At 75.7% G+C, this 24,470-nt stretch carries 27 protein-coding genes; 24 read left to right on the top strand and 3 right to left on the bottom strand.

Translation table 11 applies throughout. The features are described 5' to 3' along the window. Nucleotides 1–41 precede the first annotated feature (41 nt). The 5 genes from BLQ97_RS00315 (at nt 42) to BLQ97_RS00295 (ending at nt 7,448) form a co-directional block, all read left to right on the top strand. Nucleotides 42–2,408 carry a [protein-PII] uridylyltransferase gene (locus BLQ97_RS00315; protein WP_091362373.1) on the top strand — a complete coding sequence of 789 codons (2,367 nt, stop codon included), beginning with the start codon at nt 42–44 and terminating at the stop codon, nt 2,406–2,408. Between the two features lie 99 nt (nt 2,409–2,507). Next, entirely contained in the window at nt 2,508–2,723 is a 216-nt protein-coding gene (locus BLQ97_RS00310; protein WP_091362372.1) for a hypothetical protein, read from the top strand. 103 nt (nt 2,724–2,826) lie between these two features. Further along, on the top strand, nt 2,827–4,398 hold the full coding sequence (gene ffh, locus BLQ97_RS00305) for a signal recognition particle protein (RefSeq protein WP_091362371.1): 1,572 nt from the start codon (nt 2,827–2,829) through the stop codon (nt 4,396–4,398). Further along, nucleotides 4,395–5,477 carry an amidohydrolase family protein gene (locus BLQ97_RS00300; protein WP_091362370.1) on the top strand — a complete coding sequence of 361 codons (1,083 nt, stop codon included), beginning with the start codon at nt 4,395–4,397 and terminating at the stop codon, nt 5,475–5,477. The genes ffh and BLQ97_RS00300 overlap by 4 nt, the downstream gene beginning before the upstream one ends. A 204-nt stretch (nt 5,478–5,681) precedes the next feature. Then, entirely contained in the window at nt 5,682–7,448 is a 1,767-nt protein-coding gene (locus BLQ97_RS00295) for a proline--tRNA ligase (protein WP_091363739.1), read from the top strand. On the opposite strand, the gene BLQ97_RS00290 is transcribed toward BLQ97_RS00295, so the two are convergent. Continuing rightward, nucleotides 7,415–7,816 (bottom strand): VOC family protein, encoded by a 402-nt coding sequence (locus BLQ97_RS00290; RefSeq protein ID WP_217636996.1) that lies wholly within the window; start codon nt 7,814–7,816, stop codon nt 7,415–7,417. The genes BLQ97_RS00295 and BLQ97_RS00290 overlap by 34 nt on opposite strands. A gap of 158 nt (nt 7,817–7,974) precedes the next feature. Here BLQ97_RS00290 and rpsP point away from each other — a divergent pair, with 158 nt between their 5' ends. From rpsP to whiG, 15 genes are all read left to right on the top strand, one after another. After that, nucleotides 7,975–8,457, top strand: coding sequence for a 30S ribosomal protein S16 (gene rpsP / locus BLQ97_RS00285; RefSeq protein WP_091362369.1), 483 nt, complete (start codon nt 7,975–7,977; stop codon nt 8,455–8,457). Between the two features lie 3 nt (nt 8,458–8,460). Beyond that, a complete protein-coding gene (locus tag BLQ97_RS00280; protein WP_091362368.1) occupies nt 8,461–8,697 on the top strand; it encodes an RNA-binding protein in 237 nt (78 codons plus the stop codon). Between the two features lie 15 nt (nt 8,698–8,712). Continuing rightward, nucleotides 8,713–9,243 carry a ribosome maturation factor RimM gene (gene rimM / locus BLQ97_RS00275; RefSeq protein ID WP_091362367.1) on the top strand — a complete coding sequence of 177 codons (531 nt, stop codon included), beginning with the start codon at nt 8,713–8,715 and terminating at the stop codon, nt 9,241–9,243. Then, nucleotides 9,240–10,004 (top strand): tRNA (guanosine(37)-N1)-methyltransferase TrmD, encoded by a 765-nt coding sequence (gene trmD / locus BLQ97_RS00270; protein WP_091362366.1) that lies wholly within the window; start codon nt 9,240–9,242, stop codon nt 10,002–10,004. The genes rimM and trmD overlap by 4 nt, the downstream gene beginning before the upstream one ends. After that, on the top strand, nt 9,997–10,497 hold the full coding sequence (locus tag BLQ97_RS00265) for an NUDIX domain-containing protein (protein ID WP_091363737.1): 501 nt from the start codon (nt 9,997–9,999) through the stop codon (nt 10,495–10,497). The genes trmD and BLQ97_RS00265 overlap by 8 nt, the downstream gene beginning before the upstream one ends. A 185-nt stretch (nt 10,498–10,682) precedes the next feature. Next, nucleotides 10,683–11,039: a 50S ribosomal protein L19 gene (gene rplS / locus BLQ97_RS00260; protein ID WP_091108071.1), complete on the top strand. Its 357-nt coding sequence runs from the start codon at nt 10,683–10,685 to the stop codon at nt 11,037–11,039. An 87-nt stretch (nt 11,040–11,126) separates the two neighbouring features. Then, nucleotides 11,127–12,053 carry a signal peptidase I gene (gene lepB / locus BLQ97_RS00255; protein WP_091362365.1) on the top strand — a complete coding sequence of 309 codons (927 nt, stop codon included), beginning with the start codon at nt 11,127–11,129 and terminating at the stop codon, nt 12,051–12,053. 276 nt (nt 12,054–12,329) lie between these two features. After that, on the top strand, nt 12,330–13,052 hold the full coding sequence (locus BLQ97_RS00250; RefSeq protein WP_245691679.1) for a LuxR C-terminal-related transcriptional regulator: 723 nt from the start codon (nt 12,330–12,332) through the stop codon (nt 13,050–13,052). A gap of 186 nt (nt 13,053–13,238) precedes the next feature. Then, on the top strand, nt 13,239–14,033 hold the full coding sequence (locus BLQ97_RS00245; RefSeq protein WP_091362364.1) for a ribonuclease HII: 795 nt from the start codon (nt 13,239–13,241) through the stop codon (nt 14,031–14,033). Further along, complete coding sequence (locus BLQ97_RS00240; protein WP_073421822.1) at nt 14,030–14,350, top strand: DUF2469 domain-containing protein; 321 nt, start codon at nt 14,030–14,032, stop codon at nt 14,348–14,350. The genes BLQ97_RS00245 and BLQ97_RS00240 overlap by 4 nt, the downstream gene beginning before the upstream one ends. Before the next feature lie 128 nt (nt 14,351–14,478). After that, entirely contained in the window at nt 14,479–14,838 is a 360-nt protein-coding gene (locus tag BLQ97_RS00235) for a YraN family protein (protein WP_091362363.1), read from the top strand. Further along, entirely contained in the window at nt 14,835–16,355 is a 1,521-nt protein-coding gene (locus BLQ97_RS00230; protein ID WP_091362362.1) for a YifB family Mg chelatase-like AAA ATPase, read from the top strand. Before BLQ97_RS00235 ends, BLQ97_RS00230 begins: the two co-directional genes overlap by 4 nt. Continuing rightward, entirely contained in the window at nt 16,352–17,608 is a 1,257-nt protein-coding gene (gene dprA / locus BLQ97_RS00225; protein WP_091362361.1) for a DNA-processing protein DprA, read from the top strand. The genes BLQ97_RS00230 and dprA overlap by 4 nt, the downstream gene beginning before the upstream one ends. An 86-nt stretch (nt 17,609–17,694) precedes the next feature. Continuing rightward, on the top strand, nt 17,695–18,630 hold the full coding sequence (locus tag BLQ97_RS00220; RefSeq protein WP_091362360.1) for a tyrosine-type recombinase/integrase: 936 nt from the start codon (nt 17,695–17,697) through the stop codon (nt 18,628–18,630). Nucleotides 18,631–18,716: 86 nt separating this feature from the next. Beyond that, nucleotides 18,717–19,520 carry an RNA polymerase sigma factor WhiG gene (whiG, locus tag BLQ97_RS00215; RefSeq protein WP_091363735.1) on the top strand — a complete coding sequence of 268 codons (804 nt, stop codon included), beginning with the start codon at nt 18,717–18,719 and terminating at the stop codon, nt 19,518–19,520. Nucleotides 19,521–19,607: 87 nt separating this feature from the next. Here the strand turns inward: whiG and BLQ97_RS00210 are convergent, their stop codons facing one another. Then, nucleotides 19,608–20,210: a TMEM175 family protein gene (locus tag BLQ97_RS00210; protein ID WP_091362359.1), complete on the bottom strand. Its 603-nt coding sequence runs from the start codon at nt 20,208–20,210 to the stop codon at nt 19,608–19,610. Between the two features lie 10 nt (nt 20,211–20,220). Next, the gene (locus BLQ97_RS00205; RefSeq protein WP_217636995.1) at nt 20,221–20,766 is read right to left on the bottom strand and encodes a murein hydrolase activator EnvC family protein; all 546 of its coding nucleotides are present in this window, start codon (nt 20,764–20,766) and stop codon (nt 20,221–20,223) included. A 299-nt stretch (nt 20,767–21,065) separates the two neighbouring features. On the opposite strand from BLQ97_RS00205, the gene rpsB reads away from it, so the two are divergent. The 4 genes from rpsB to frr all read left to right on the top strand — a co-directional run bounded on the left by rpsB (nt 21,066) and on the right by frr (nt 24,454). Further along, complete coding sequence (gene rpsB / locus BLQ97_RS00200) at nt 21,066–21,998, top strand: 30S ribosomal protein S2 (protein WP_091362357.1); 933 nt, start codon at nt 21,066–21,068, stop codon at nt 21,996–21,998. Between the two features lie 91 nt (nt 21,999–22,089). After that, complete coding sequence (gene tsf, locus BLQ97_RS00195; RefSeq protein ID WP_091362356.1) at nt 22,090–22,905, top strand: translation elongation factor Ts; 816 nt, start codon at nt 22,090–22,092, stop codon at nt 22,903–22,905. Nucleotides 22,906–23,045: 140 nt separating this feature from the next. After that, a complete protein-coding gene (gene pyrH, locus BLQ97_RS00190; protein WP_091362355.1) occupies nt 23,046–23,828 on the top strand; it encodes a UMP kinase in 783 nt (260 codons plus the stop codon). A 68-nt stretch (nt 23,829–23,896) separates the two neighbouring features. After that, nucleotides 23,897–24,454, top strand: coding sequence for a ribosome recycling factor (gene frr / locus BLQ97_RS00185; protein WP_091362354.1), 558 nt, complete (start codon nt 23,897–23,899; stop codon nt 24,452–24,454). Nucleotides 24,455–24,470: the final 16 nt, after the last annotated feature.

The raw sequence follows: 24,470 nt of genomic DNA, 5'->3' as shown, positions 1-24,470 counted from the left end.
CCCCGGCCGACGCCGTCCACAGGCACCACCGAGGGGGGACCGTGCCGGACCTGGGGTCGCTGCCCGACCTGTCCCGCGCCGAGCGGGTGCGGGTGCTCGACGAGTGGCTCGGCGGGCTGCTGGCCGGCGCCGTCGCGGGGACGCCGCCGGCCCGCCCGCGCCGGGGCGCACCGGCCCCGCGCACCGGCACCGACGGGGTCGCGCTGGTGGCCGTCGGCAGCCTCGGCCGCCGCGAGCCCCCGCCGCACGGCGACCTCGACCTGGTGCTGGTGCACGACGGCCGCCCCGAGGTCGCCGCCCTGGCCGACGCCGTCTGGTACCCGATCTGGGACGCCGGGGTGCGGCTGGACCACTCGGTGCGGTCGGTGGCCGAGGCGGTCGCGGTGGCCTCCACCGACGTCAAGGCCGGCCTCGGGCTGCTCGACGCCCGGCTCGTCGCCGGCGACGCGGGCCTGGCCGCCGCGCTGCGCACCGCCACGCTGGCCAGCTGGCGGCAGTCGGCGGGCCGGCTGCTGCCGGCGCTGCGCGACCTGCGGCGGGCGCGGGCCCGGCAGGTCGGCGAGCTGGCCTTCCTCCTCGAGCCCGACCTCAAGGAGGCCTACGGCGGCCTGCGCGAGGGCCAGGTGCTGCGCGCGGTCGCCGCCGCGCAGCTGGTCGACGAGCCCTCCGCCGAGCTGGGGGCCGCCTACGGGTTCCTGCTCGACGCGCGCGACGAGCTGCGCCGCCGCTCCGGCCGGGCCTCCGACGTGCTCGTCCGGCAGGAGCAGCGCCCGGTGGCGGTGGCGCTCGGCCTGGCCGACGAGGACCAGCTGCTGCGCGAGGTGAGCCTGGCCGGGCGCCGGCTGGCCTTCGTCGCCGACGACACCTGGCGGCGGGTCGAGGCGGCGCTCGTCCGCCGGCCCCGCGCGCGCCACCGGCGGGTCCACCGCGAGCCGCTGGCCGAGGGGGTGGTCCGCCAGGGCGACGAGGTGGTCCTGGCCCGCGACGCCCGCCCTGCCGCCGATCCCGGGCTGCTGCTGCGCGGCGCCGCGGCCGCCGCCCGCGAGGACCTGCTGCTCTCGCCCTACACGCTCCGGGTGCTGGCCGCGCACGCCCCGCCGGTGCCCGAGCCGTGGCCCGCGGAGGTCCGCTGGTCGTTCCTGCGGCTGCTGGCCAGCGGCCGCCCGGCGGTGCCGGTGATCGAGCAGCTGGACCAGGAGGGGCTGCTGGGCCGGCTGCTGCCGGAGTGGGACCGCGTCCGCTCGCTGCCGCAGCGCCACCCGTGGCACCGGTTCACCGTCGACCGGCACCTGGTCGAGGCGGCCGCGGCGGCCGCGGAGCTCACCCACGACGTCGACCGGCCCGACCTGCTGCTGGTGGCCGCCCTGCTGCACGACGTCGGCAAGGGCTGGCCCGGCGACCACAGCGTCGTGGGGGAGCCGGTGGCCGCCGGGATCGCCGCGCGGATGGGCTTCGCCGACGCCGACGTCGCCACGGTCGGCACGCTGGTGCGCCACCACCTGCTGCTGCCCGACACCGCCGTCCGCCGCGACATCGACGACCCGGCCACCGTCGACCGGGTCGCGGCGACCATCGGCGGGGACGCGCAGGTGCTGCAGCTGCTGCACGCGCTGGCGCAGGCCGACGGGGCCGCGACCAGCAGCTCGGCCTGGTCGCCGTGGAAGGCGCACCTGGTCGCCCACCTCGTGGCCCGCGTGCAGGCCCGGATCGGTGGCGGGCCGGCCGCCGGTGCCGACCCCGGCCCGGTGCTGCACCCCACCGAGCCGAGCGTGCGCGCCGACGGTGCGGTGACCGTCGGGGTGGACGACCTCGCCGACGGCCAGCAGGTCACCATCGGCGCGCCCGACCGGCCGGGGCTGTTCAGCCGGCTGGCCGGGGTGCTCGCGCTCAACCAGCTCGACGTCCGGGCGGCCAAGGTCAACGTCGTCGACGGGCGGGCGACGGCGGTGTTCGCCGTCCGCCCGCGCTTCGGCCGGGCGCCGCAGCCGGCGATCCTGGCCGACGCCGTCCGCGCCGCGCTGGAGGGGACGCTGCCGTTGGGCGACCGGCTGCGGCAGCGCGAGGCCGACTACCGGCAGGGCACCGGGCGGGTCACCGCGCCGCGGGTCTCCTGGCACGACGCGGAGGTCAGCGGGGAGGCGACCAGCATCGTGGAGGTGCGCGCGGCCGACCGGGCGGGCCTGCTCTACCGGCTGACCGCCGCGCTGGCCGCCGAGGGGCTCGACGTCACCTCCGCGCGGATCGAGACCCTCGGCGCCGACGCCGCCGACTACTTCTACGTGGTCAGCCCCACCGGCGAGCGGATCGACGCCGGCCAGCGGGCCCGCGTGGAGGCGGCGCTGGTCGCGGCCACGCGGGGCGCCGTGCCCGCCGCCGCGCACAGCGGGGCGGGGGACACGCCGGGTTGAGCCGGCCCGGGACTGTCGGTGGGGCGTGCGACCGTCGCAGCCGATCGGGACCGGACGGTCCCGGTACCGGACGGCACACGATCGCGAGGAGGGGTCCGCGTGGACGCCCAGCAGCACTGGCCCTGCCCGACCTGCGGCGAGGAGCGGGTCTTCGAGCAGCCCCCGTGCGTCGACGGGCACACCGCCGACGGCGCGGAGTGCCCGGAGTGGGTGTGCACCGACTGCGGCACCGCGTTCTCCCTCGGCGGTCTGCAGGCCGGTCTCGAGGGTGTGGTCGCTGCGGTGGCCGGGGCGCGGGGGCGCCGCGCCGCCTGAGCGGCGCGCACGACCGGGTGGGTGCGCCCCTGTCGATACCCTGGGGTCAGGTGGCGCGGCCCGTCGGGCCCAGGACAGCGCCCGTGACTGCTGAGGACTGCTCGTGTTCGAGACTCTCTCCGACCGCCTCGACAAGGTCTTCACCGGCCTGCGGGGCAAGGGCCGGCTGACCGACGCCGACATCGACGCGACCGCGCGCGAGATCCGCATCGCGCTGCTGGAGGCCGACGTCGCGCTGCCGGTGGTGCGCGCGTTCATCACCGCCGTCAAGGAGCGGGCGCGCGGCGCCGCCGTCTCCCAGGCGCTGAACCCGGCCCAGCAGGTCGTCAAGATCGTCAACGAGGAGCTCATCGAGATCCTCGGCGGCGAGACCCGCCGGCTGCGCTACGCCAAGACCTCGCCCACGGTGATCATGCTCGCCGGCCTCCAGGGGTCCGGTAAGACCACGCTGGCCGGCAAGCTCGGCCGCTGGCTCAAGGCGCAGGGCCACACCCCGCTGCTGGTGGCCTGCGACCTGCAGCGGCCCAACGCGGTCAACCAGCTCTCGATCGTCGCCCAGCAGGCCGGCGTCGACGTCTACGCGCCCGAGCCCGGCAACGGCGTCGGCGACCCGATCCGGGTGGCCGCCGACTCCGTGGAGCACGCCCGCCGGACCCTGCACGACGTCGTCGTCGTCGACACCGCCGGCCGCCTCGGCATCGACGCCGAGCTGATGGCGCAGGCCGCCGGCATCCGCGACGCCGTGCAGCCCGACGAGACGCTGTTCGTCGTCGACGCGATGATCGGTCAGGACGCCGTCACCACCGCCGAGGCCTTCCGCGACGGCGTCGGGTTCAGCGGCGTCGTGCTGACCAAGCTCGACGGCGACGCCCGCGGTGGTGCCGCGCTGTCGGTCCGGTACGTGACCGGGCAGCCGATCGTGTTCGCCTCCACCGGCGAGAAGCTCACCGACTTCGACGTCTTCCACCCCGAGCGGATGGCCTCGCGCATCCTCGGCATGGGCGACGTGCTCACCCTCATCGAGCAGGCCGAGCAGGCCTTCGACGCCGAGCAGGCCGAGAAGATGGCCGGCAAGCTCGTCAGCCGCGAGGGCTTCACGCTCGAGGACTTCCTCGAGCAGATGATGGCCATCCGCAAGATGGGCCCGATCGCCAACCTGCTGGGCATGCTGCCCGGCGCGGGGGCGATGAAGGAGCAGCTCAAGCAGGTCGACGACCGCGACCTCGACCGCACCGCGGCGATCATCCGCTCGATGACCCCGCAGGAGCGGGTCGACTCGAAGATCATCAACGCGTCGCGGCGGGTGCGCATCGCCAACGGCTCGGGCGTGACCGTCACCGAGGTCAACCAGCTGCTGGAGCGCTTCGCCCAGGCCCAGAAGATGATGGGCCAGATGGCCGGCAGCATGGGCCTGCCGGGCATGGGCCCGATGTCGAAGAAGGCCCGCGGCCGGCAGATGCAGGCCCAGGCGAAGAAGGGCAAGGGCAAGAAGGGCGGGAAGGGCAAGGGCGGGCCCGCGCGGCGCCCGGTCGGTGCGCCCGGCCTGCCCCCCGGAGCCGGCAACCCCTTCGGCGGGCTGCCCGGCGGCATGCCCTCGCTCCCGCCGGGCCAGGCGCTGCCCGACCTCTCCAAGCTCGACTTCAGCAAGTTCGGGGACGAGCGGCCCGGCCGGTGAGCGCCCCCGCGCTGCACCTCAGCGGCGTCGTCCTGCCCGAGGGCGAGCACCGCGACCTGTGGGTGCGCGACGGGCGGTTCACCGCCGAGCCGGTGCCGGGCGCGGAGACCGTCGCCCGCGGCGGCTGGCTGCTGCCCGGGCTGGTCGACGCGCACTGCCACGTCGGCATCGGCCCCGGCGGGGTGCCCGTCGAGGGCCTGGAGGCCCTGCGGGATCAGGCGCTGACCGAGCGCGCCGCCGGGGTGCTGGCGCTGCGCGACTGCGGCTCGCCGGTGGACACCCGCGCCCTGGACGGCGAGCCCGACCTGCCCACGATCGTGCGGGCCGGCCGGCACGTCGCCCGCACCCGCCGCTACCTCCCGGGCCTGGCCGTCGAGGTCGAGCCCGACGGGCTGGTCGAGGCCGTCCGCGCGCAGGCCCGCCGCGGCGACGGCTGGGTGAAGCTGGTCGGCGACTGGATCGACCGCTCCGTGGGCGACCTGGCGCCGGAGTTCCCCGACGACGTCCTGGACGCCGCGATCGCGGCCGCCCACGAGGAGGGTGCCCGGGTCACCGCGCACACCTTCGGCACCGACGCGCTGCCCGGGCTGGTCCGCGCGGGGATCGACTGCGTCGAGCACGGCACCGGGCTCACCGAGGAGCTGATCGGCGAGATGGCCGCGCGGGGCACCGCCGTCGTCCCGACGCTGGTCAACGTGGAGAACTTCCCCGGCTTCGCCGCGTCCGGCGAGGCCAGGTTCCCCAACTACGCGAGCACCATGCGGCGGCTGTACGCGCAGTCGGGCGCCGTCGTCCGCGCCGCCTACGAGGCCGGGGTGCCGGTGTTCGCCGGCACCGACGCCGGCGGCGGCATCGCGCACGGCCGGATCGCCGACGAGGTGCGCGCGCTGTGCGAGGCCGGGCTGCCGGCCGAGGCGGCGGTGGCGGCGGCGTCGTGGTCCGCGCGGGCCTGGCTGGGCCTGCCCGTCATCGAGGAGGGCGCGCCGGCCGACGTGGTCGTCTACGACGCCGACCCGCGCACCGACCTCGACACCCTGACCCGCCCCGTGCTAACCGTGCTCCGCGGCCGCGTCGTCTGACGCCGCGCGGTGATCAGGTGACCTGATCATCGAGTGTCCCACCCGACCGTGGGCGGTGGCCCTCCTGCAGGGGCCCGCCGCGAGCGTGCGAGCGGTGGGGGGCAGGAGGGTCCTTCCGGCGCTGCGGTGCGGGAGGACGTGCTGCGGTGCGGGAGGACGGCGGCCTCGCGGAACCGGCTCGCCTCCGCCTGGGAGACTCGCCCCGTGCTCCTTCGCATGTCGACGCTGTTCCTGCGCACCCTGCGCGACGACCCGGCCGACGCCGAGGTCCCCAGCCACCGCCTGCTGGTGCGGGCCGGCTACATCCGGCGGGCCGCCCCCGGTGGCTTCACCTGGCTGCCGCTGGGCTACCGCGTCTTCCGCAACGTCGAGCGCGTCATCCGCGAGGAGATGGACGCGATGGGCGCGCAGGAGGTGCACTTCCCCGCGCTGCTGCCGCGCGAGCCCTACGAGGCGACCAACCGCTGGACCGAGTACGGCCCCAACCTCTTCCGGCTCCAGGACCGCCGGGGCGCCGACTACCTGCTCGGCCCCACCCACGAGGAGATGTTCACCCTCCTGGTGAAGGACCTGTACTCGTCGTACAAGGACCTGCCGCTGTCGCTGTACCAGATCCAGACGAAGTACCGGGACGAGGCGCGGCCGCGGGCCGGGCTGTTCCGCGGCCGCGAGTTCACCATGAAGGACAGCTACTCCTTCGACGTCGACGACGCCGGCCTGGACAAGAGCTACGCCGCCCACCGCGACGCCTACGTCCGCGTCTTCGACCGCCTCGGCCTGGACTACGTGATCGTCTCGGCCATGTCGGGCGCCATGGGCGGGTCCCGGAGCGAGGAGTTCCTGCACCCGACGGACATCGGCGAGGACACCTTCGTCCGCTCGCCCGGCGGCTACGCGGCCAACGTGGAGGCGGTCAGCACCGTCGTCCCCGAGCCGGTGCCGTTCGACGGGCTGCCCGCCGCGCACGTCGAGGACACCCCCGACACCCCGACCATCGAGACGCTGGTCGCCGTCGCGCGGCAGATGTTCCCCGACGCCGGCTACACCGCGGCGCACACGCTGAAGAACGTCGTCGTCACGCTGGTGCACCCCGACGGCAGCCGCGAGCCGCTGGTCGTGGGCGTGCCCGGCGACCGCGAGGTCGACGCCAAGCGCCTCGAGGCGCAGGTCGCGCCGGCCGAGGTGGAGCCGTTCGCCGAGTTCGACCAGCACCCCGCGCTGGTCAAGGGCTACATCGGCCCGCAGGTGCTCGGCGCCGACAGCGCCTCGGGCATCCGCTTCGTCGTCGACCCGCGGGTGGTCCCCGGCACCCGCTGGATCACCGGCGCGAACGAGCCCGGCCGGCACGTGTTCGACCTGGTCGCCGGCCGCGACTTCACCTGGGACGGCGTCATCGAGGCCGCCGAGGTGCTGCCCGGTGACCCCGCGCCCGACGGCTCCGGCCCGCTCGAGCTCGCCCGCGGCGTGGAGCTCGGCCACATCTTCCAGCTCGGCCGCAAGTACGCCGAGGCGCTGGGCCTGCAGGTGCTCGACGAGAACGGCAAGCTCGTCACGGTGACCATGGGCTCCTACGGCATCGGGGTGTCCCGGGCCGTGGCCGCGATCGCCGAGTCCACGCACGACGAGCTGGGGCTGCGCTGGCCGCGCGAGGTCGCGCCGGCCGACGTGCACGTCGTGGCCACGGGCAAGGACGCCGCCGTGTTCACCGCCGCCGAGGCGCTCGCCCAGGAACTGGTCGGCGCCGGCCTGACCGTGCTCTACGACGACCGGCCCAAGGTGAGCCCCGGCGTGAAGTTCAAGGACGCCGAGCTGCTCGGCATGCCGACGATCGTCACCGTCGGGCGCGGGCTGGCCCAGGGTGTCGTCGAGCTGCGCGACCGGGCGACGGGGGAGCGGTCGGAGGTGCCGGTGGCCGACGCCGCGGCCGCCGTCCTCACTCAGGTGCGGTCGGCGACCAGCTCGACCTCGTAGCCGTCGGCGTCCTCGAGGTAGGCCGCCCGGTGGTCGGGCCCCCCGGCGAACGGGTGGCGGTCGGCGAACAGCAGCCGCCACCCGTGCGCCGGGGCCGCGGCCACCAGCGCGTCGAGCTCCTCGGGCGTGCCGGCCCAGAACGCCAGGTGGTTGAGGCCCGGGCGCAGCCGCTCGTGGGTGCCGGCGGTGAGCGCCGGCGACTGCTCGACGACGACGTAGACGCCGCCGAGCCGCCAGGACCGGCCGCGCTCCCACGACTGGTACGGCGCCGCGCCCAGCGCCGGGAGCAGCCAGCCCCAGGACCGCACCGCCCGGCCGAGGTCGGGCACCCACAGCTCCACGTGGTGCAGCAGTCCCCGGCTGGTCACCGCGCCCCTCCCGTCGTCTGGCATCATGGTCGGTCGAACACGGCGGTCCGCGGCCCTCTCACCGCTGCCGGCCGTGTCCCTGGCTCCGCCCCGGCGTAACCCCACGCGTCCGTCCGGCGAGCACCGACAGACAGCGTTCGAGGAGAACACGAGCCACCGTGGCCACCAAGATCAAGCTCATGCGACTGGGCAAGATGCGTGCCCCGTACTACCGCATCGTCGTCGCCGACGCGCGCACCAAGCGCGATGGCCGCTCGATCGAGACGATCGGGAAGTACCACCCGAAGGAGGACCCCTCCTTCATCGAGGTGAACAGCGAGCGCGCCCAGTACTGGCTGGGTGTCGGCGCGCAGCCGACCGAGGCGGTCGCCGCCATCCTCCGGGTCACCGGCGACTGGCAGAAGTTCAAGGGCGAGCCGGCCCCGCCGCCCATGAAGGTCGCCGCCCCCAAGCCCGACCGCAAGGCCCTCTACGAGGAGGCCGTGCGCAGCAGCGGTGACGAGCCGGCCGCCGGCGCCACCACCCCGAAGAAGAAGGCCGCCCCCAAGGCCGACGCGCCCGCCGACACGGTGGCCGAGGCCGCCGCGGCCGGCGGCGAGGGCCCGGCCTCCGGCGGCGCCCCGACGACGTCGGCCGAGTAAGACGTGCTCGAAGAGGCGCTCGAGCACCTGGTCAAGGGCATCGTCGACCACCCGCGCGACGTCACCGTCGACATGGTGGGCGGTCGTCGCGGCAAGACCCTCGAGGTCCGGGTGCACCCCGACGACCTCGGCAAGGTGATCGGCCGCGGCGGTCGCACCGCCAAGGCGCTGCGCACGGTGATGACCGGCGTGGGCGGCCGCGGCGTGCGGGTCGACGTCGTCGACACCGACGGGCGCTGAGCGCCTCCCCGTTCCTTGGACGCAGCGCACACCCCACCGGACACCGTGGTGGTCGGCCGCATCGGCCGGCCCCACGGTGTCCGTGGTGAGGCCACCGTCGAGGTCCGCACCGACGACCCGGACGACCGCTTCGTCCCCGGCGCCGTGCTGCTGACCGACCCCGCCGCCCGCGGTCCGCTGACCGTGGCCGGCGCCCGCTGGCACCGCGAGGTGCTGCTGCTCGCGTTCGAGGGCTACGACAGCCGCGAGGACGTCGAGACCCTGCGCGACACCCTGCTCGAGGTCCCGGTCGCCGACCTGCCCGAGCTCGAGGACCCCGAGGCCTACTACGACCACCAGCTGGTGGGTCTGGCCGCCCGGCTGGCCGACGGCTCGCCGCTGGGCACCGTCACCGCCGTCCGCCACGAGGGCTCCGACCTGCTCGTGGTGTCCCGGGAGGGCGGCCGCGAGCTGCTGGTGCCCTTCGTCGCCGCCATCGTCCCGACGGTCGACCTGGCCGGCGGCGTCGTCGTCGTCGACCCGCCCGAGGGCCTGCTCGACCTGTGACCCCCTACCGCGTCGACGTCGTCACGATCTTCCCCGAGTACCTGGCTCCGCTGCGCCAGTCGCTGCTGGGCAAGGCCGCCGAGCGCGGCCTGGTCGCCATCGGGGTGCACGACCTGCGGCAGTGGACCGACGACGTGCACCGCACCGTCGACGACGCCCCCTACGGCGGCGGGCCCGGCATGGTCATGCGACCCGAGCCGTGGGCGCGCGCCCTGGAGGCGGTCCGCCCGCCCGGCACCCGCCTGGTCGTGCCCACCCCCGCCGGGCGGCCGTTCACCCAGGCCGTCGCCGCGGAGTGGGCCACCGAGCCCGGGCTGGTCTTCGCCTGCGGCCGCTACGAGGGCATCGACCAGCGCGTGGCCGAGTGGGCCGCCGCGTCAGGCCCGGTGTCGGAGCTCTCCATCGGCGACTACGTGCTCGCCGGCGGGGAGTCCGCGGTGCTGGTCATGGTCGAGGCGGTCACCCGGCTGCTCCCCGGCGTCGTCGGCAACCGCGAGTCCGTCGAGTTCGACTCGCACGCCGACGGGCTGCTCGAGGGCCCCTCCTACACCCGCCCGGCGTCCTGGCGCGGCCTCGACGTGCCGCCGGTGCTGCTCTCCGGCGACCACGCCGCCATCGCCCGCTGGCGGCGCGCGCAGTCGCTGCGGCGGACGGCCGCGCGGCGCCCGGACCTGCTCGCCGCGCTGCCCGGGGACGCCCTCGGCCCGGCCGACCGGGCGGTCCTCGACGGTGAGCTCGCCGGCGGCCCCGACGGTGCCTGAGCGGCCCTGGGTCCGGCCGACGGCGCGGGTCGTCGTCCTCGACCCCGACGGGCGGGTGCTGCTGCTCGGGGCCCGGCTGACCGACCCCGCGGTCCCGCCCGGCGAGGTGCTGTTCTGGTACACGCCCGGCGGGGGAGTGGAGGACGGCGAGAGCGTGCGCGAGGCCGCCGCCCGCGAGCTCGCCGAGGAGATCGGGCTGGTGGTCGAGCCCGCCGCGCTGGAGGGCCCGGTGTGGTTCCGGCGGCACGTGGGCCCCTTCGCCGGCGTGCAGGTGGACTCCCGGGAGACCTTCTTCGTCCTGCGCGACGTCGTCCACGAGGTCGACGCCACCGGGCGCACCGAGCTGGAGCTGCTCGGCGCCGAGCCGCACCGCTGGTGGTCGGCCGCCGAGGTGGCCGCCTCCGCGGAGCACTTCGCCCCGCGCCAGCTGGCCGCCGTGCTGCCCGAGCTGGTCGCCGGACCGTGGCGCCGGCCACCCCGCGTGGTCGACTGAGCGCTCCCGCCCCGGCCCGCGCTCGGCAGGCCGCCGCGGATGTGGCACAGTAGAGAGCTGCTGCAGACCGGAGGCGCCCGCCGACGGGCGCTCCCTCCCGGAGTCGCAGCCACCTGGTCCGGCGCGTGGGGCACCCCGCTGCCCGGGCCGTCGACGAGCCACTGCTGAGACCGAGGAATGCTGCGATGAACACCCTGGACGTACTCGACGCCGACTCGCTGCGCGACGACATCCCCGAGTTCCGCCCCGGGGACACCGTCAAGGTGCACGTCCGCGTCGTCGAGGGCAACCGCTCGCGCATCCAGGTCTTCCAGGGCGCGGTCATCCGCCGCCAGGGCGGCGGCATCCGCGAGACCTTCACCGTCCGCAAGGTCAGCTTCGGCGTGGGCGTGGAGCGGACCTTCCCGGTGCACACCCCGGTCGTCGAGAAGATCGAGGTCGTGACCCGCGGTGACGTGCGCCGCGCCAAGCTCTACTACCTGCGCGAGCTGCGCGGCAAGGCCGCCAAGATCAAGGAGCGCCGCGAGACCGTCGCGCGCTGACCTGCGCCCGACGCTCCACTCGACGCGCGGCCGGTCCCGACCCGGCCCGACCACGGCGGGCTCCCCGCAGCCGTACGCTGGCTCCCGATGAGCAGCGACCGGTCCGGGGGGCCCGCCGACGTCGTCCCGGGGGACGAGCCCCAGCCCGGAGCCGCCGAGGCCGGCCGCCGCCCGGGCCGCCGGCGCCGTGAGCGGCCCGAGCACAAGACCTCGCTGCTGCGGGAACTGCCCGTGCTGCTGCTGGTGGCCTTCGTGCTCGCCCTGGTCGTCAAGACCTTCTTCGCGCAGGCCTTCTTCATCCCGTCGGGGTCGATGGAGCAGACGCTGCACGGGTGTCCCGGGTGCACCGGCGACCGCGTGCTGGTCAACAAGATCCCGTACTGGTTCGGCGAGCCCGAGCCCGGTGACATCGTGGTGTTCCAGGGGCCGGACACCTGGGTGCCCGAGGTCGAGGTCCAGGACCCCTCCAACTGGTTCACCGGCGCGCTGCTGTGGCTGGGCCGGACGGTGGGCGTCGCGCCGCCGAGCGAGGACGACTACGTCAAGCGGGTCATCGCGACCGGCGGGCAGACCGTCGAGTGCTGCGACGCCGAGGGGCGGGTGACCGTCGACGGGCAGCCGCTGGACGAGCCCTACATCTTCGAGAACACCCCGCAGGAGAGCCGCGAGTTCGACGCGGTGACCGTCCCCGAGGGGCGACTGTGGGTGATGGGTGACCACCGGTCGGCCTCGGCCGACTCGCGGTCGCACGTCACCGACCGCTACAGCGGCACCATCGCCGTCGACGACGTCATCGGCAAGGCGGCGCTCATCGTCTGGCCGATCGACCGTTTCGGCCCCCTCGACGACCCGGACATCCAGGGCACCGAGGCCGCTGCGCTCCCCGGGACGGGCACGGCGGGCGCCGCGACGCCGGTGGCCTCGGCGCTGCCCCTGGCCGCCGGGGTGGTCGGTGCGCTGCCCGTGACGGCCTGGCTGCGCCGGCGTCGGTCCCGCCGTCGCGGCGGCCGCTGACGCCCCACCCGCCGACGACGGCGCCGTGTCCTCCGGGACGGCGCCGTCGTCGCGTCCGCGGGGACGATCACCGCCGGACGCCATTCCACGGAAATGGCGTCTGTTTGTCGACAATCGGCGACGGGTGACCGTTCCGTGGGACTCCCGTGACCGGCGACTCGGTGCAACGCCATTTTCGGGTGATCGGAGAAAACCCCGGAAAAGGGTTAAAGACCGTGCCAATCCACTCCGATGAGGTGTTCGAGAGCAACTCGGTCCACCGAAATGGAGTAAGTCGTGTCCGCACCCATGGCGAGCGCCGCCCGAGGCGTCACCCGCGTCCTCCTCCTCGCCGACGCCCCCGTCCTGCGCCGCGGTCTGGTCAGCATGATCAACGAGACCGCCGGCATGCAGTCGGTGGGCACCCCGGGCGAGCTGCGCCGGGCGCTGACCCTGGTGGAGACCGCCCGCCCCGACGCCGTCGTCGTCGAGATGGGTGCTGGCCGGGCCACCACGCTCAACGTCGTCCGCGACCTGCGCCGCCGCTTCCCTCGGGTGGCGGTCGTGGCCCTGGCCACCTCCGAGGACCCGGCCGTGGTCAACGAGGCCGTCGCCGCCGGCGTCCGCGGCTACCTGCTGCTCAACACCTCGCCCACCCTGCTGGGCTGGGCCATCCTGGCCGCCCGCGCCGGCCGCACCGTCGTCGACCCGCAGATCCGCCGCGTCGAGCCCAGCGCCGTCCCGGTGAGCAAGCCGCTCACCCCCGAGGTCCCGCTGACCCGCCGTGAGTCCGACGTGCTCGACGAGCTCATCCAGGGCCAGTCGAACCGGCAGATCGGCCGCAACCTGTTCATCAGCGAGGACACCGTCAAGTCGCACGTGAAGGCCATCCTGCGCAAGCTCGGTGCCCGCGACCGCGCGCACGCGGTCTCCCTGGTCCTCTCCGCCCGGGGCGGCGGCGCCTGCACCTGCGGGTCCCACGGCCTGGCCACCCCGGCCCCGGCCTCCGCGGAGGTCTGAGCCGCACACCTCCTGGCCCCGGCCGGACCGTCCGCCTCCTCGGCGGTCCGGCCGGGGCACTGCCGAGCCCGACCGGCCCGGCACCGGTCCGCGGGCCGGTCCCCTCTGTCCCCGGGGACCGGCCCGCGGTCGTCCCCGCCTCCGGGCGCCCGGACCGTCCGGGCCCCGACGTACTGTCGGACGGCGATGGCCGGCCCTCTTCCCTCCCCGCACCGGGTGGCCGCGGTCCCGACCGCCCGCACCCCCCGCCCCGCCCCGCCGACCGCCGGGGACCGCCCCGACGACGCGCTGTGGGACATGGAGCGCTCGCTGCGCCGGCGCGGCTTCCTCGCCGTGGCCGGTGCCGACGAGGCCGGCCGGGGCGCCTGCGCCGGACCGCTGGTGGCCGCCGCCTGCGTGCTGCCCGCCGGGCGCCGCGGGCGCGTCCCCGGGCTGGCCGACTCCAAGCTGCTCACCGCCGCCGCCCGCGACCGGGTCTACGACGAGGTCGTCGAGCGGGCGGTGTCGTGGTCCGTGGTGGCCATCCCGGTCGCCGAGCTCGACGCGCGCGGCATGCACGTGACCAACCTCGAGGCGCTGCGCCGCGCGGTGAGCACCCTCGACCCCGCCGCCGACTACGTGCTCACCGACGGCTTCGCCGTCCCCGGCCTGGGCGTACCCACCCTCGCCGTGTGGAAGGGCGACCGGGTGGCCGCCTGCGTCGCCGCGGCGTCGGTGCTGGCCAAGGTCACCCGGGACCGCATCATGCTCGACCTGCACGAGCGCTGGCCGCAGTACGACTTCGCGGTGCACAAGGGCTACACGACCGAGGCGCACACCGCCGCCCTGGAGCGTCACGGCCCCTGCCCCGAGCACCGGTCGCGCTTCGTCAACGTCGTCCGCGCGCGGCACGCACACGCCGGTCGGGAGCTCCAGCTGACCGGTCCCGGCGGCATGGTCGATGATGGGGGCATGCCCACTGTCTCCGGAGAACCGCGATGAGCACCGAGGACCTGGAGAAGTACGAGACCGAGATGGAGCTGCAGCTCTATCGCGAGTACCGGGACATCGTCCGCCAGTTCACCTACGTGGTGGAGACCGAGCGGCGCTTCTACCTGGCCAACTCCGTCGACCTGCAGGTGCGCGAGGCGGGTGGCGAGGTGTTCTTCGAGCTCAAGCTGTCCGACGCCTGGGTCTGGGACATGTACCGGCCGGCCCGCTTCGTCCGCAACGTCCGCGTCCTGACGTTCAAGGACGTCAACGTCGAGGAGCTGGACAAGCCCGACCTCGAGCTGCCCGACGGCCCCCGCATCACCTGATCGCTGCACGCCCGGGAGCCTGACCTGCCGGGCGGACGGCGCCGGACCGGTCGTCCACAGCCCGGTGCGCCGTCCACAGACCGGCCTCCCGGCCCGCCCCGCACGGCGCGGCGGGCGACGGTCGGCGGGTGTCCACCACCACCTCACTCGGCAGCCGCGGCGAGGCGATCGCCGCGGCCCACCTCACCGACGCCGGGCTGCTCGTGCTCGACCGCAACTGGCGCTGCCGCGACGGTGAGCTCGACATCGTCGCCCGCGACGGGTCGGCGATCGTCTTCTGCGAGGTCAAGACCCGGCGCGGCACCGGCTTCGGCCACCCCGTCGAGGCGGTGACCCCCACCAAGCAGCGGCGGCTGCGGCTGCTGGCGCAGCGCTGGCTGGCCGCCCACGACCAGCACGCCCCCGACCTCCGCTTCGACGTCGTCGGGGTGCTCGTGCCACCCGCGGGCCTGCCGCAGGTCACCCACCTGGCGGGGGCCTTCTCGTGACGCTGGCCCGCACCTGGTCGGTCGGCCTGGCCGGGGTGGCCGGCGCGGTGGTGGAGGTCGAGGTCGACATGTCCGCCGGCGTCCCCGGCGTGGTGCTGGTCGGCCTGCCCGACGCGGTGGTCCGCCAGTCGGTCGACCGGGTGCGCGCGGCGGTGGTGAACACCGGTGCCTCCTGGCCGATGCGGCGGATCACCATCGGCCTGTCGCCCGCGTCGATGCCCAAGCAGGGGAGCGGGTTCGACCTGGCGCTGGCCGCCGCCGTGCTCGCCGCCGCCGGGACCGTGCCGGCCGACGCCGCCGACGGCCTGGTCCTGCTCGGCGAGCTCGGCCTCGACGGCTCCGTGCGGGCCGTGCGCGGCGTGCTGCCGGCGGTGCTGGCGGCCGCGCAGGCGGGGCACGACACCGTCGTCGTCCCGGCCGGCAACGCGGAGGAGGCGGCGCTGGTCGCCGGGGTCGCCGTCCTGCCCGCGGCCACGCTCGGTGACCTGGTCGACCACCTGTCGGGGCGGGCGCGGCTGGCCCCGTACGTCCGCGGGCCGCTCCCCAGCCCGGCGCCGGTGCCCGACCTCGGGGACGTGGTCGGTCAGGCCGCGGGCCGGCGGGCGGTCGAGGTGGCCGCGGCCGGAGGGCACCACCTCTTCCTCACCGGCCCTCCGGGAGCCGGCAAGACGATGCTCGCCGAGCGGCTGCCGGGGCTGCTGCCGGTCCTCGACGAGCACGCCGCCCTGGAGGTGACCGCCATCCACTCGGTCGCCGGCACGCTGCCGCCGGGCGCGCCGCTGCTGAGCCGGCCGCCGTTCGAGTCGCCGCACCACTCCGCGACGATGGCCGCGCTCGTGGGCGGCGGGTCGGGGGTCATCCGGCCCGGGGCGCTGTGCCGTGCGCACCACGGTGTGCTCTTCCTCGACGAGGCGCCCGAGTTCCCGCGGGCGACGCTCGACACGCTGCGCCAGCCGCTGGAGCGTGGCGAGGTGACCATCGCCCGAGCCTCGGGGGCGGCGACGTTCCCGTGCCGCGCGCAGCTGGTGCTCGCCGCCAACCCCTGCCCGTGCGCCAGCGCGGCCGGCGACGCGGCCTGCACCTGCAGCCCCCTGGAGCGGCGCCGCTACCAGGCCCGGCTGTCCGGTCCGCTGCTCGACCGCATCGACCTGCGGGTCGACCTGCCGGCGGTGACCCGCGCGGCGTGGCTGGCCGGTCAGGACCCGCCCGAGGCGAGCGCGGTGGTCGCCGCCCGGGTGGCCGACGCCCGGCAGGCCGCCGCGGCGCGGCTGGGCGGAGCGGGCCTGGCGCTCAACAGCCAGGTGCCCGGTCGGCTGCTGCGGGAGCGCTGGCCCGTGCCGCGCCCCGCCCTCGCCCTGGCCGAGCGGGCGCTGGAGCGCGGGCTGCTGTCGGTCCGCGGCCTCGACCGGGTGCAGCGGGTGGCCTGGACGCTGGCCGACCTCGGAGGGCGCGCGGTCCCCGACGGCGAGGACGTGGCCGAGGCGCTGGGCATGCGGCTGCAGCGGGTGGCGGCGTGACCGCGCCGACGCTCGAGGAGGACCTCGAGGACGCGCTCGACGGCCCGGCGGCGGTCGACGGGGTGGGCGTCCCCGGCATCCGGCGCGCGCGGGCGTGGCTGACGCGCGCCGCCGAACCGGGGTCGGTCGGCCTCTGGCGCTGGGTCGACGCGGTGGGCCCGGTGGCCGCCGTGCGCGCCCTGCGGGCCGGGACGGCGCCGGACGGCGCCCGGGCCCTCGTCGGTGCCCGCGCCGCCGAGGACACCAGCCTGGCCGACCTGCGCCGCGCCGAGCGCTGCGGGGCCCGCCTCGTGCTGCCCGAGGACGACGAGTGGCCCGCGCTGCCGCTGCACGCCCTGGCGCTGGCGGTCGCCGGCCGCGACGGCGAGGCCGAGCAGGCCGACCGCACCACGGCGCTGGTGCCGCCCGTGGCGCTGTGGGTGCGCGGGACCGGCCGCCTCGACGAGGTGGTCGACCGCTCGGTGGCCGTGGTCGGCTCCCGGGCCTCCACCGCGTACGGCGAGCACGTGGCCGGCGAGTTGGGCCACGAGCTGGGGGAGCGGGGGTGGACCGTGGTGTCCGGGGGTGCCTACGGCGTCGACGTCGCGGCGCACCGCGGCGCCCTGGCCGCCGGCGCGCCGACCGTGGCGGTGCTCGCCTGCGGGGTCGACCGCGCCTACCCGGCCGCGCACTCGACGGTGTTCAGCCGGATCGTCGACTCCGGCGGCCTGCTGGTCAGCGAGTGGCCGCCGGGCGCGGCTCCGCACTGGCACCGGTTCCTCGTGCGCAACCGCCTCATCGCCGGGCTCACGCGCGGCACGGTGGTGGTCGAGGCCGCCGCCCGCTCGGGCGCGCAGGCCACCGCCAGGCGGGCGCAGCGGCTGGGCAAGGCGGTGCTGGTCGTGCCCGGGCCGGTGACGAGTGCGATGTCGGTGGGCTGCCACGACCTGTTGCGCGACGAGGACGTGGGCGCCCGGCTGGTGAGCAACGCCGCCCAGGTGGTCGAGGCGGTGGGTGGCCTGGGCGTCGACCTCGCCGACCCGCCGCCGCGGCCCGGTCAGGCCCGCGACGGCCTGACCGACCTCGCTCGCCGGGTGCTCGACGCCTGCCCCGTCCGGCTCGGCGTGAGTGCCGAGCGGCTGGCCGCCGTCGCCGGCTGCGACCCGCTGGAGGCGATGCGGGTGCTGCCCGGGCTGGAGGTCGGTGGGCTGGTGCAGTGGACCGGCACCGGCTGGCGGCTGGCCCCGCCGCCGGAGCGGGCGCGCGACGGCTGAGGCGGTGGTGGCGGGGGTCGCCTGCCGTGGGTGGCGGGACGGCGCGGCGGCTTGACCGGTGGAGGACTCCGTCGGACGGTCGGACGGTGACCGCCCGCACCGCCGACGCCCGCGCCGCGCTGCCGCCGGCGCTCGCCGCGGCGCTGGCGGGCTACGAGCAGGCGCTGCGCGAGGAGCGCGACCTGTCGGCGCACACCGTCCGCGGGTACGTCACCGACGCCGTCTGGCTGCTCGACCACCTCGCCCGCCGCGGCGGCAGCGGTGTCGGCGACCTCGACCTCGCCGCCCTGCGCAGCTGGCTGGCCCAGGGGCGCGCCCGGGGTGCCAGCCGGGCGACCACCGCCCGCCGGGCCGCCGCGGCACGGTCGTTCACCGCCTGGCTGCGTCGCTCGGGTGCCACGGCGGAGGACGTCGGCCTGCGGCTGGTCAGCCCCAAGGCACACCGCACGCTGCCCGACGTGCTCGCCCCCGACCAGGCCCGCGCGGTCCTCGAGTCGGCCGCCGGGGCCGACGAGCCGGTCGGGCTGCGCGACGCCCTCGTCCTCGAGCTGCTCTACGCCAGCGGCATCCGGGTCAGCGAGCTCGTCGGCCTCGACGTCGACGACGTCGACCGCGGCCGGCGGCTGCTGCGGGTCCTCGGCAAGGGGCGCAAGGAGCGCAGCGTCCCCTACGGCGCGCCGGCCGAGCGGGCCCTCGACGCCTGGCTGGTGCGCGGCCGCCCCGCGCTGGCCACCGCGGAGTCCGGCCCGGCGCTGCTGCTGGGCCGGCGCGGCCGCCGGCTCGACGCGCGCGAGGCCCGCCGCACGGTGCACACCGCCGTGGCGGCCACCCCGGGCGCCCCGGACGTCGGACCCCACGGGCTGCGCCACTCCGCGGCCACCCACGTGCTCGAGGGCGGCGCCGACCTGCGCTCGGTCCAGGAGCTGCTCGGCCACGCTAGCCTCGCGACGACGCAGATCTACACGCACGTGACGGTCGAGCGGCTCCGGGCGGTCCACGCGCAGGCGCACCCACGCGCATGACCACGCCGCCCACACCGACCCTGCCGGCCGCCGAGCCGGCGTTCACCGCGAGGCCCAGAGCCCACCAGAGAGCGGGAGTGCACACCGTGCCCGAGGCGACCATCCACCGGATCGGCGGCGAGTCCGAGGAGGACGCCGACGCAGCGATCGCCGAGCTCTGGGCGCAGTACGTCACCGAGCGGGCACCGACCCTGCGCGACCGGTTGATCCTGCACTACGCGCCGCTGGTGAAGTACGTCGCCGGCCGGGTCGGCAGCGGGCTGCCGGCGCACGTCGAGCAGGCCGACCTCGTCTCCTACGGCACGTTCGGGCTCATCGACGCGATCACCCGCTACCAGCCCTCGCGCGAGGTCAAGTTCGAGAGCTACGCGATGGCCCGCATCCGCGGCGCGATCATCGACGAGCTCCGCAGCACCGACTGGATCCCGCGGTCGGTGCGGATGAAGGCCCGCCAGTTCGAGCGCACCGTCGCCGCCCTCGAGAGCCGGCTGCGGCGCAGCCCCACCGAGGAGGAGGTGGCCGCGGAGATGGACATGGACGTCGAGGAGGTCCGCAAGTTCCTCGGCCAGCTCTCGCTGGTCAACGTGGTCGCCCTCGACGAGCTGCTCACCGACGACGACGGCGGCGCCCCCCGCCTGGTCGACACCCTGCAGGACGTCAACGCCGCCGACCCGCAGGCGGTGGCCGAGCACGGGGAGGCCCGCCAGCTGCTCGCCCGCGCCGTGGAGCAGCTGCCCGAGCGGGAGAAGGTCGTCGTCAGCCTCTACTACTTCGAGGGCCTGACGCTGGCCGACATCGGCCGCGTCCTCGGGGTCACCGAGAGCCGGATCTGCCAGCTGCACACCAAGGCGGTCCTGCACCTGCGCACCAAGCTCGCCGACATCGCCTGACCGGCGGCCGGTCGGCCGGCGGCACCGGAGCCGGTCAGGCCGCCGGCGTCACCAGAGTCGGTCAGGCGGCCGGCGGCACAGAGCCGGTCAGGCGGCCGCGGTGCGGCGCCGCACCGCAGCCTCCACCGGCCCGGACAGGAACAGCAGCAGCCCCCAGTAGTGCACGGCCGCTACCAGCGTGCCGACCAGCCAGGCGACCACGAGCAGCGCGCTGGCCACCAGCGACGGCCACGGCGGCGCGGCCGGCCGGTCGGCACCGCGACGCAGCCGCGGCCGCCGCCACAGCAGCAGGCCCAGGACGGTCAGGCAGCACGAGCTCGCCGCGACGGTGCCCAGGTAGAGCGCCACCGCCAGCCGGTCGGTGCCGTACGCGGCCACCACCTGGGTCGCGAAGGGCAGCACGACGATGGTGAGGATCCACAGCAGGTTCGTGTGGAGGAACGCCCGGTCGTAGGCCCCCACGGTCTCGACCAGCCGGTGGTGGATCAGCCACAGCCGGGCGATGACGGCGAAGCTGAGGAGGAAGGCGCCGAACTGGGGTGCCTCGTCGGCGAGCAGGGTGCCGAGGCCGGCGTCCTCCCCGGCGCCGTCGAGCAGCTCGGCCAGCGGGAGCACCAGCAGAGTGATCGCGATGGCGACGACCGCGTCGAGGAACGTGACGAAGCGGTCGAGGCCCCGTTCGGTCTGCACGCCGCGCAGGCTAGGGCCCGCCGTCGGCCCGGGACGATCCCCGCGCGGCCCCGGACCCGGCCGGCAGCAGCCGCACCTCCGGCGGGCGCAGCAGCGACAGCGGGTCGAGGTAGACCCCCCCGCGGCGCAGGCCCCAGTGCAGGCAGGCCGCGACCGGGCAGCCGTCGTGGCCGCCGACCAGCGTCCCGAGCGGCGCCCCGCGGGCCACCGCCTGGCCCGCGGCGACGACCGGCGCGACCGGCTCGTAGGTCGTGCGCAGGCCCTCCGCGTGGTCGACGCTCACCACCGGCCGGCCGGCCACCATCCCGGCGAAGACCACCACGCCGTCGCCGGCCGCGCCCACCACCGCCCCGGGTGCCCCGGCCAGGTCGGCGCCCCGGTGTCCCGGGCCGTACGGCGAGGGCGGTGGCGCGAACGGCCGGGTGACCTCCGGCGGGTCGCCCAGCGGCGAGGTCCAGAGCGGACCGACGGCGGCGGCCGGCCGGGCGACCGCGGGAGCCGGGAGCAGCAGCGCGGCGAGCACGAGCAGGACGGCGGGCAGGGCGCGGGCGGGCACCTGGCGAGCCTCGCCGCGGACCCGGCCCGCCGGGGCCGTGACGCCCCACCTGTGGACGGCACCGACGGCGGGGGAGGGCCGCCCGGCGCGCGGCGTATGCTGTCCGGTGCGACCCGTCACGGCGGGTCGACTCCGCGCGTCCTCCTCCCGCCGCTCCGGCGGGGCAGCCCCACCTCGGTCCCGGTCCCACCCGGGTCGGTGGCGCCGCGGGACGCCAGGGCGGGACACCACCCGGTGCCCGCGTCAACCGAGGAGCGTGGCCGCCCGGGCGGCCGCGCGCAGACAGGAAGGCTGCGGCCATGGCAGTCGTCAGCATGAAGCAGCTGCTCGACAGCGGCGTCCACTTCGGGCACCAGACCCGTCGCTGGAACCCGAAGATGAAGCGGTTCATCTTCACCGAGCGCAACGGCATCTACATCATCGACCTGCAGCAGACGCTCGGGTACATCGACTCGGCCTACGAGTTCGTCAAGCAGACCGTCGCCCACGGCGGCTCGATCCTCTTCGTCGGCACCAAGCGCCAGGCGCAGGAGGTCGTCGCCGAGCAGGCGCAGCGGGTCGGCATGCCCTACGTCAACCAGCGCTGGCTGGGCGGCATGCTCACCAACTTCTCGACCGTCCACAAGCGGCTGCAGCGGCTCAAGGAGCTCGAGGACATGGAGCAGACCGGCGTGATGGCCGGTCTGTCCAAGAAGGAGCAGCTCGGCCTGACCCGCGAGAAGGCCAAGCTCGAGCGCAGCCTCGGCGGCATCCGCGACATGCAGCGGGTGCCCAGCGCCATCTGGATCGTCGACACCAAGAAGGAGCACATCGCCGTCGGCGAGGCCCGCAAGCTGGGCATCCCGGTCGTCGCGATCCTCGACACCAACTGCGACCCCGACGAGGTCGACTACAAGATCCCGGGCAACGACGACGCGATCCGCGCCATCAACGTGCTCACCCGCGTGATCGCCGACGCCGTCGCCGACGGCCTCATGGCCCGCTCCGCGTCGCAGGCCAACGCCGGCCGCGAGGACGGCGGCGCCCCGGTCATCGGCGGCGACGAGCCGCTGCCGGACTGGGAGCGCGAGCTGCTCACCGGCGGTGCCGGTGACCAGGCCGACGGCGCCACCCCGCTGCCGGAGACCCCCGCCGCGCCGCCGGCCGTCACCGCCGAGTCGGTCGCCCCGGTCGAGGGCGTGCCCGCGACCGGCGACGACGCCACCGGCACCCAGGGCGCCCAGAACGGCTGAGCCGCCGGCGCCGCCGCCCCGCCCTCCCGGGCGCGGGCGGCGGCGCCGCGGCACGTCCGCACCACCCACTCCAGACCCGTGAGGAAGTGACATGCCCGCCTTCACCGCTGCCGACGTCAAGCGCCTCCGCGACGCAACCGGCGCCGGCATGATGGACGCCAAGAAGGCCCTGACCGAGGCCGACGGCGAGTACGACAAGGCCATCGAGCTGCTGCGCATCAAGGGCGCCAAGGACGTCGGCAAGCGCCTCGAGCGCTCCACGACCAACGGCGTCGTCGTCAGCAAGCACGGCGCGCTGCTCGAGCTCGACTGCGAGACCGACTTCGTCGCCAAGAACGCCGACTTCGTCGCGCTCGCCGAGCGGCTCATCGAGGTCGTCCTCGAGCAGTCGCCGGCGACCCTCGAGGACCTCATGGCCGTCGAGGTCGACGGGCAGACCGTCGCCAAGCTGATCGAGGCGGAGTCCGCTCGCATCGGCGAGAAGCTGGTCCTCTCGCGGTTCGCCACCTTCGAGGGCCCGACCGCGGTGTACCTGCACAAGCGCGCCACCGACCTGCCCCCGGCCATCGGCGTCGCCGTGCAGTACCAGGGCGGCGACGAGGAGGCCGCGCGGTCGCTGGCGATGCACATCGCCGCCGCCCGCCCGCGCTTCCTCTCCCGCGAGGAGGTCCCGGCCGAGGCCGTCGAGACCGAGCGCCGCGTGGCCGAGCAGACCGCCAAGGAGGAGGGCAAGCCCGAGCAGGCGATCACCAAGATCGTCGAGGGTCGGGTCAACGCCTACTTCAAGGACTTCGTCCTGCTCGAGCAGCCGTCGATCACCGAGCCCAAGCGCACGGTGAAGCAGATCCTCGACGACGCCGGCCTGACCGTGCAGCGGTTCGCCCGCTTCGAGGTCGGCCAGGCGTAACGAGCCGCAGGCCACCGAGACACCACGGTGCCGGCCCCGTCCCACCCGGGACGGGGCCGGTGCCGTCTCCGGGCCCGGCTGGCGCCCGGCACGCCTCCTGGCAGGATCACCACGACCGACGTCGAGCGAGGGATGAGCAGTTGACCGACACCGCCGCGCCGCAGACGACCTCCCACCCGCCGCTCTCCGCGCCCAGCGCCTTCCAGCCCGCCGACGGCGACGGCTACCAGCGGGTGCTGCTCAAGCTCTCCGGCGAGGCCTTCGGCGGCGGCAGCGTCGGCGTCGACGGCGGCATCGTGCACAGCATCGCCGAGCAGCTCGCCGCGGTCGTGCACGGCGGCACCCAGGTCGCCGTCGTCGTCGGCGGGGGCAACTTCTTCCGCGGCGCCGAGCTGGCCGAGGCCGGCATGGACCGCCGGCACGCCGACTACATGGGCATGCTCGGCACGGTCATGAACGCCCTGGCCCTGCAGGCGTTCTGCGAGCAGGTGGGTCTGGAGACCCGCGTGCAGACGGCGATCACGATGGGCCAGGTCGCCGAGCCCTACATCCCGCGCAAGGCCGTGCGGCACATGGAGAAGGGCCGGCTGGTCATCTTCGGCGCCGGCGCGGGCATGCCGTACTTCTCCACCGACACCGTCGCCGCCCAGCGCGCGCTGGAGATCGGCTGCCAGGTGCTGCTCATGGCCAAGAACGGCGTCGACGGCGTCTACGACGACGACCCGCGCACCAACCCGGCCGCCACCATGTACGACGACCTCGAGTACGCCACGGTGCTCGCCGACCAGCTCAAGGTCGCCGACGCCACCGCCATCAGCCTGTGCATGGACAACCGCATGCCGATCGTGGTCTTCAACCTGCTGCGTGACGGCAACATCGCCCGCGCCGCGGCGGGTGAGAGGATCGGGACGCTGATCAGCTGAGCGCGCCCGCGCGAGCACGCCGCACCGCACAGACGGGCGGGGAGACCCCGCCGCAGGAGGAGAGACCCGTGATCGACGACACCCTGCTCGACGCCGAGGAGCGGATGGACAAGGCCCTGTCGGTCGCTCGGGAGGACCTCGGCTCGGTGCGCACCGGCCGCGCGGCCCCCTCGATGTTCAACAAGATCCTGGTCGACTACTACGGCGCCCCCACCCCGGTGCCGCAGATGTCGTCGATCACCGTGCCCGAGGCGCGGATGGCGGTCATCAAGCCCTACGACAACAGCCAGCTCCCGGCCATCGAGCGGGCCATCCGCGACAGCGATCTGGGCGTCAACCCGACCAACGACGGCCAGATCATTCGGGTGGTCTTCCCGCAGCTGACCGAGGAGCGCCGCCGGGACCTGGTGAAGATGGCGCGCGGCAAGGGCGAGGACGCCAAGGTCGCCATCCGCAACGTGCGCCGCCGGGCCAAGGAGGAGCTCGACCGCATCGCCAAGGACGGCGAGGCGGGGGAGGACGACGTGCGCCGCGCGGAGAAAGAGCTCGACGACCTCACCGCCCAGCACGTCTCGGCGATCGACGACGCGGTCAAGAACAAGGAGGGCGAGCTGCTCGAGGTCTGAGCGCTCTCCCCGGTCC

The organism is Geodermatophilus telluris (genome assembly GCF_900102745.1).
GTDB classification, from domain to species: domain Bacteria; phylum Actinomycetota; class Actinomycetes; order Mycobacteriales; family Geodermatophilaceae; genus Geodermatophilus; species Geodermatophilus telluris.
Note: the sequence above shows the minus strand (reverse complement) of the source record. Positions and strands in the feature narration are given on the sequence as shown.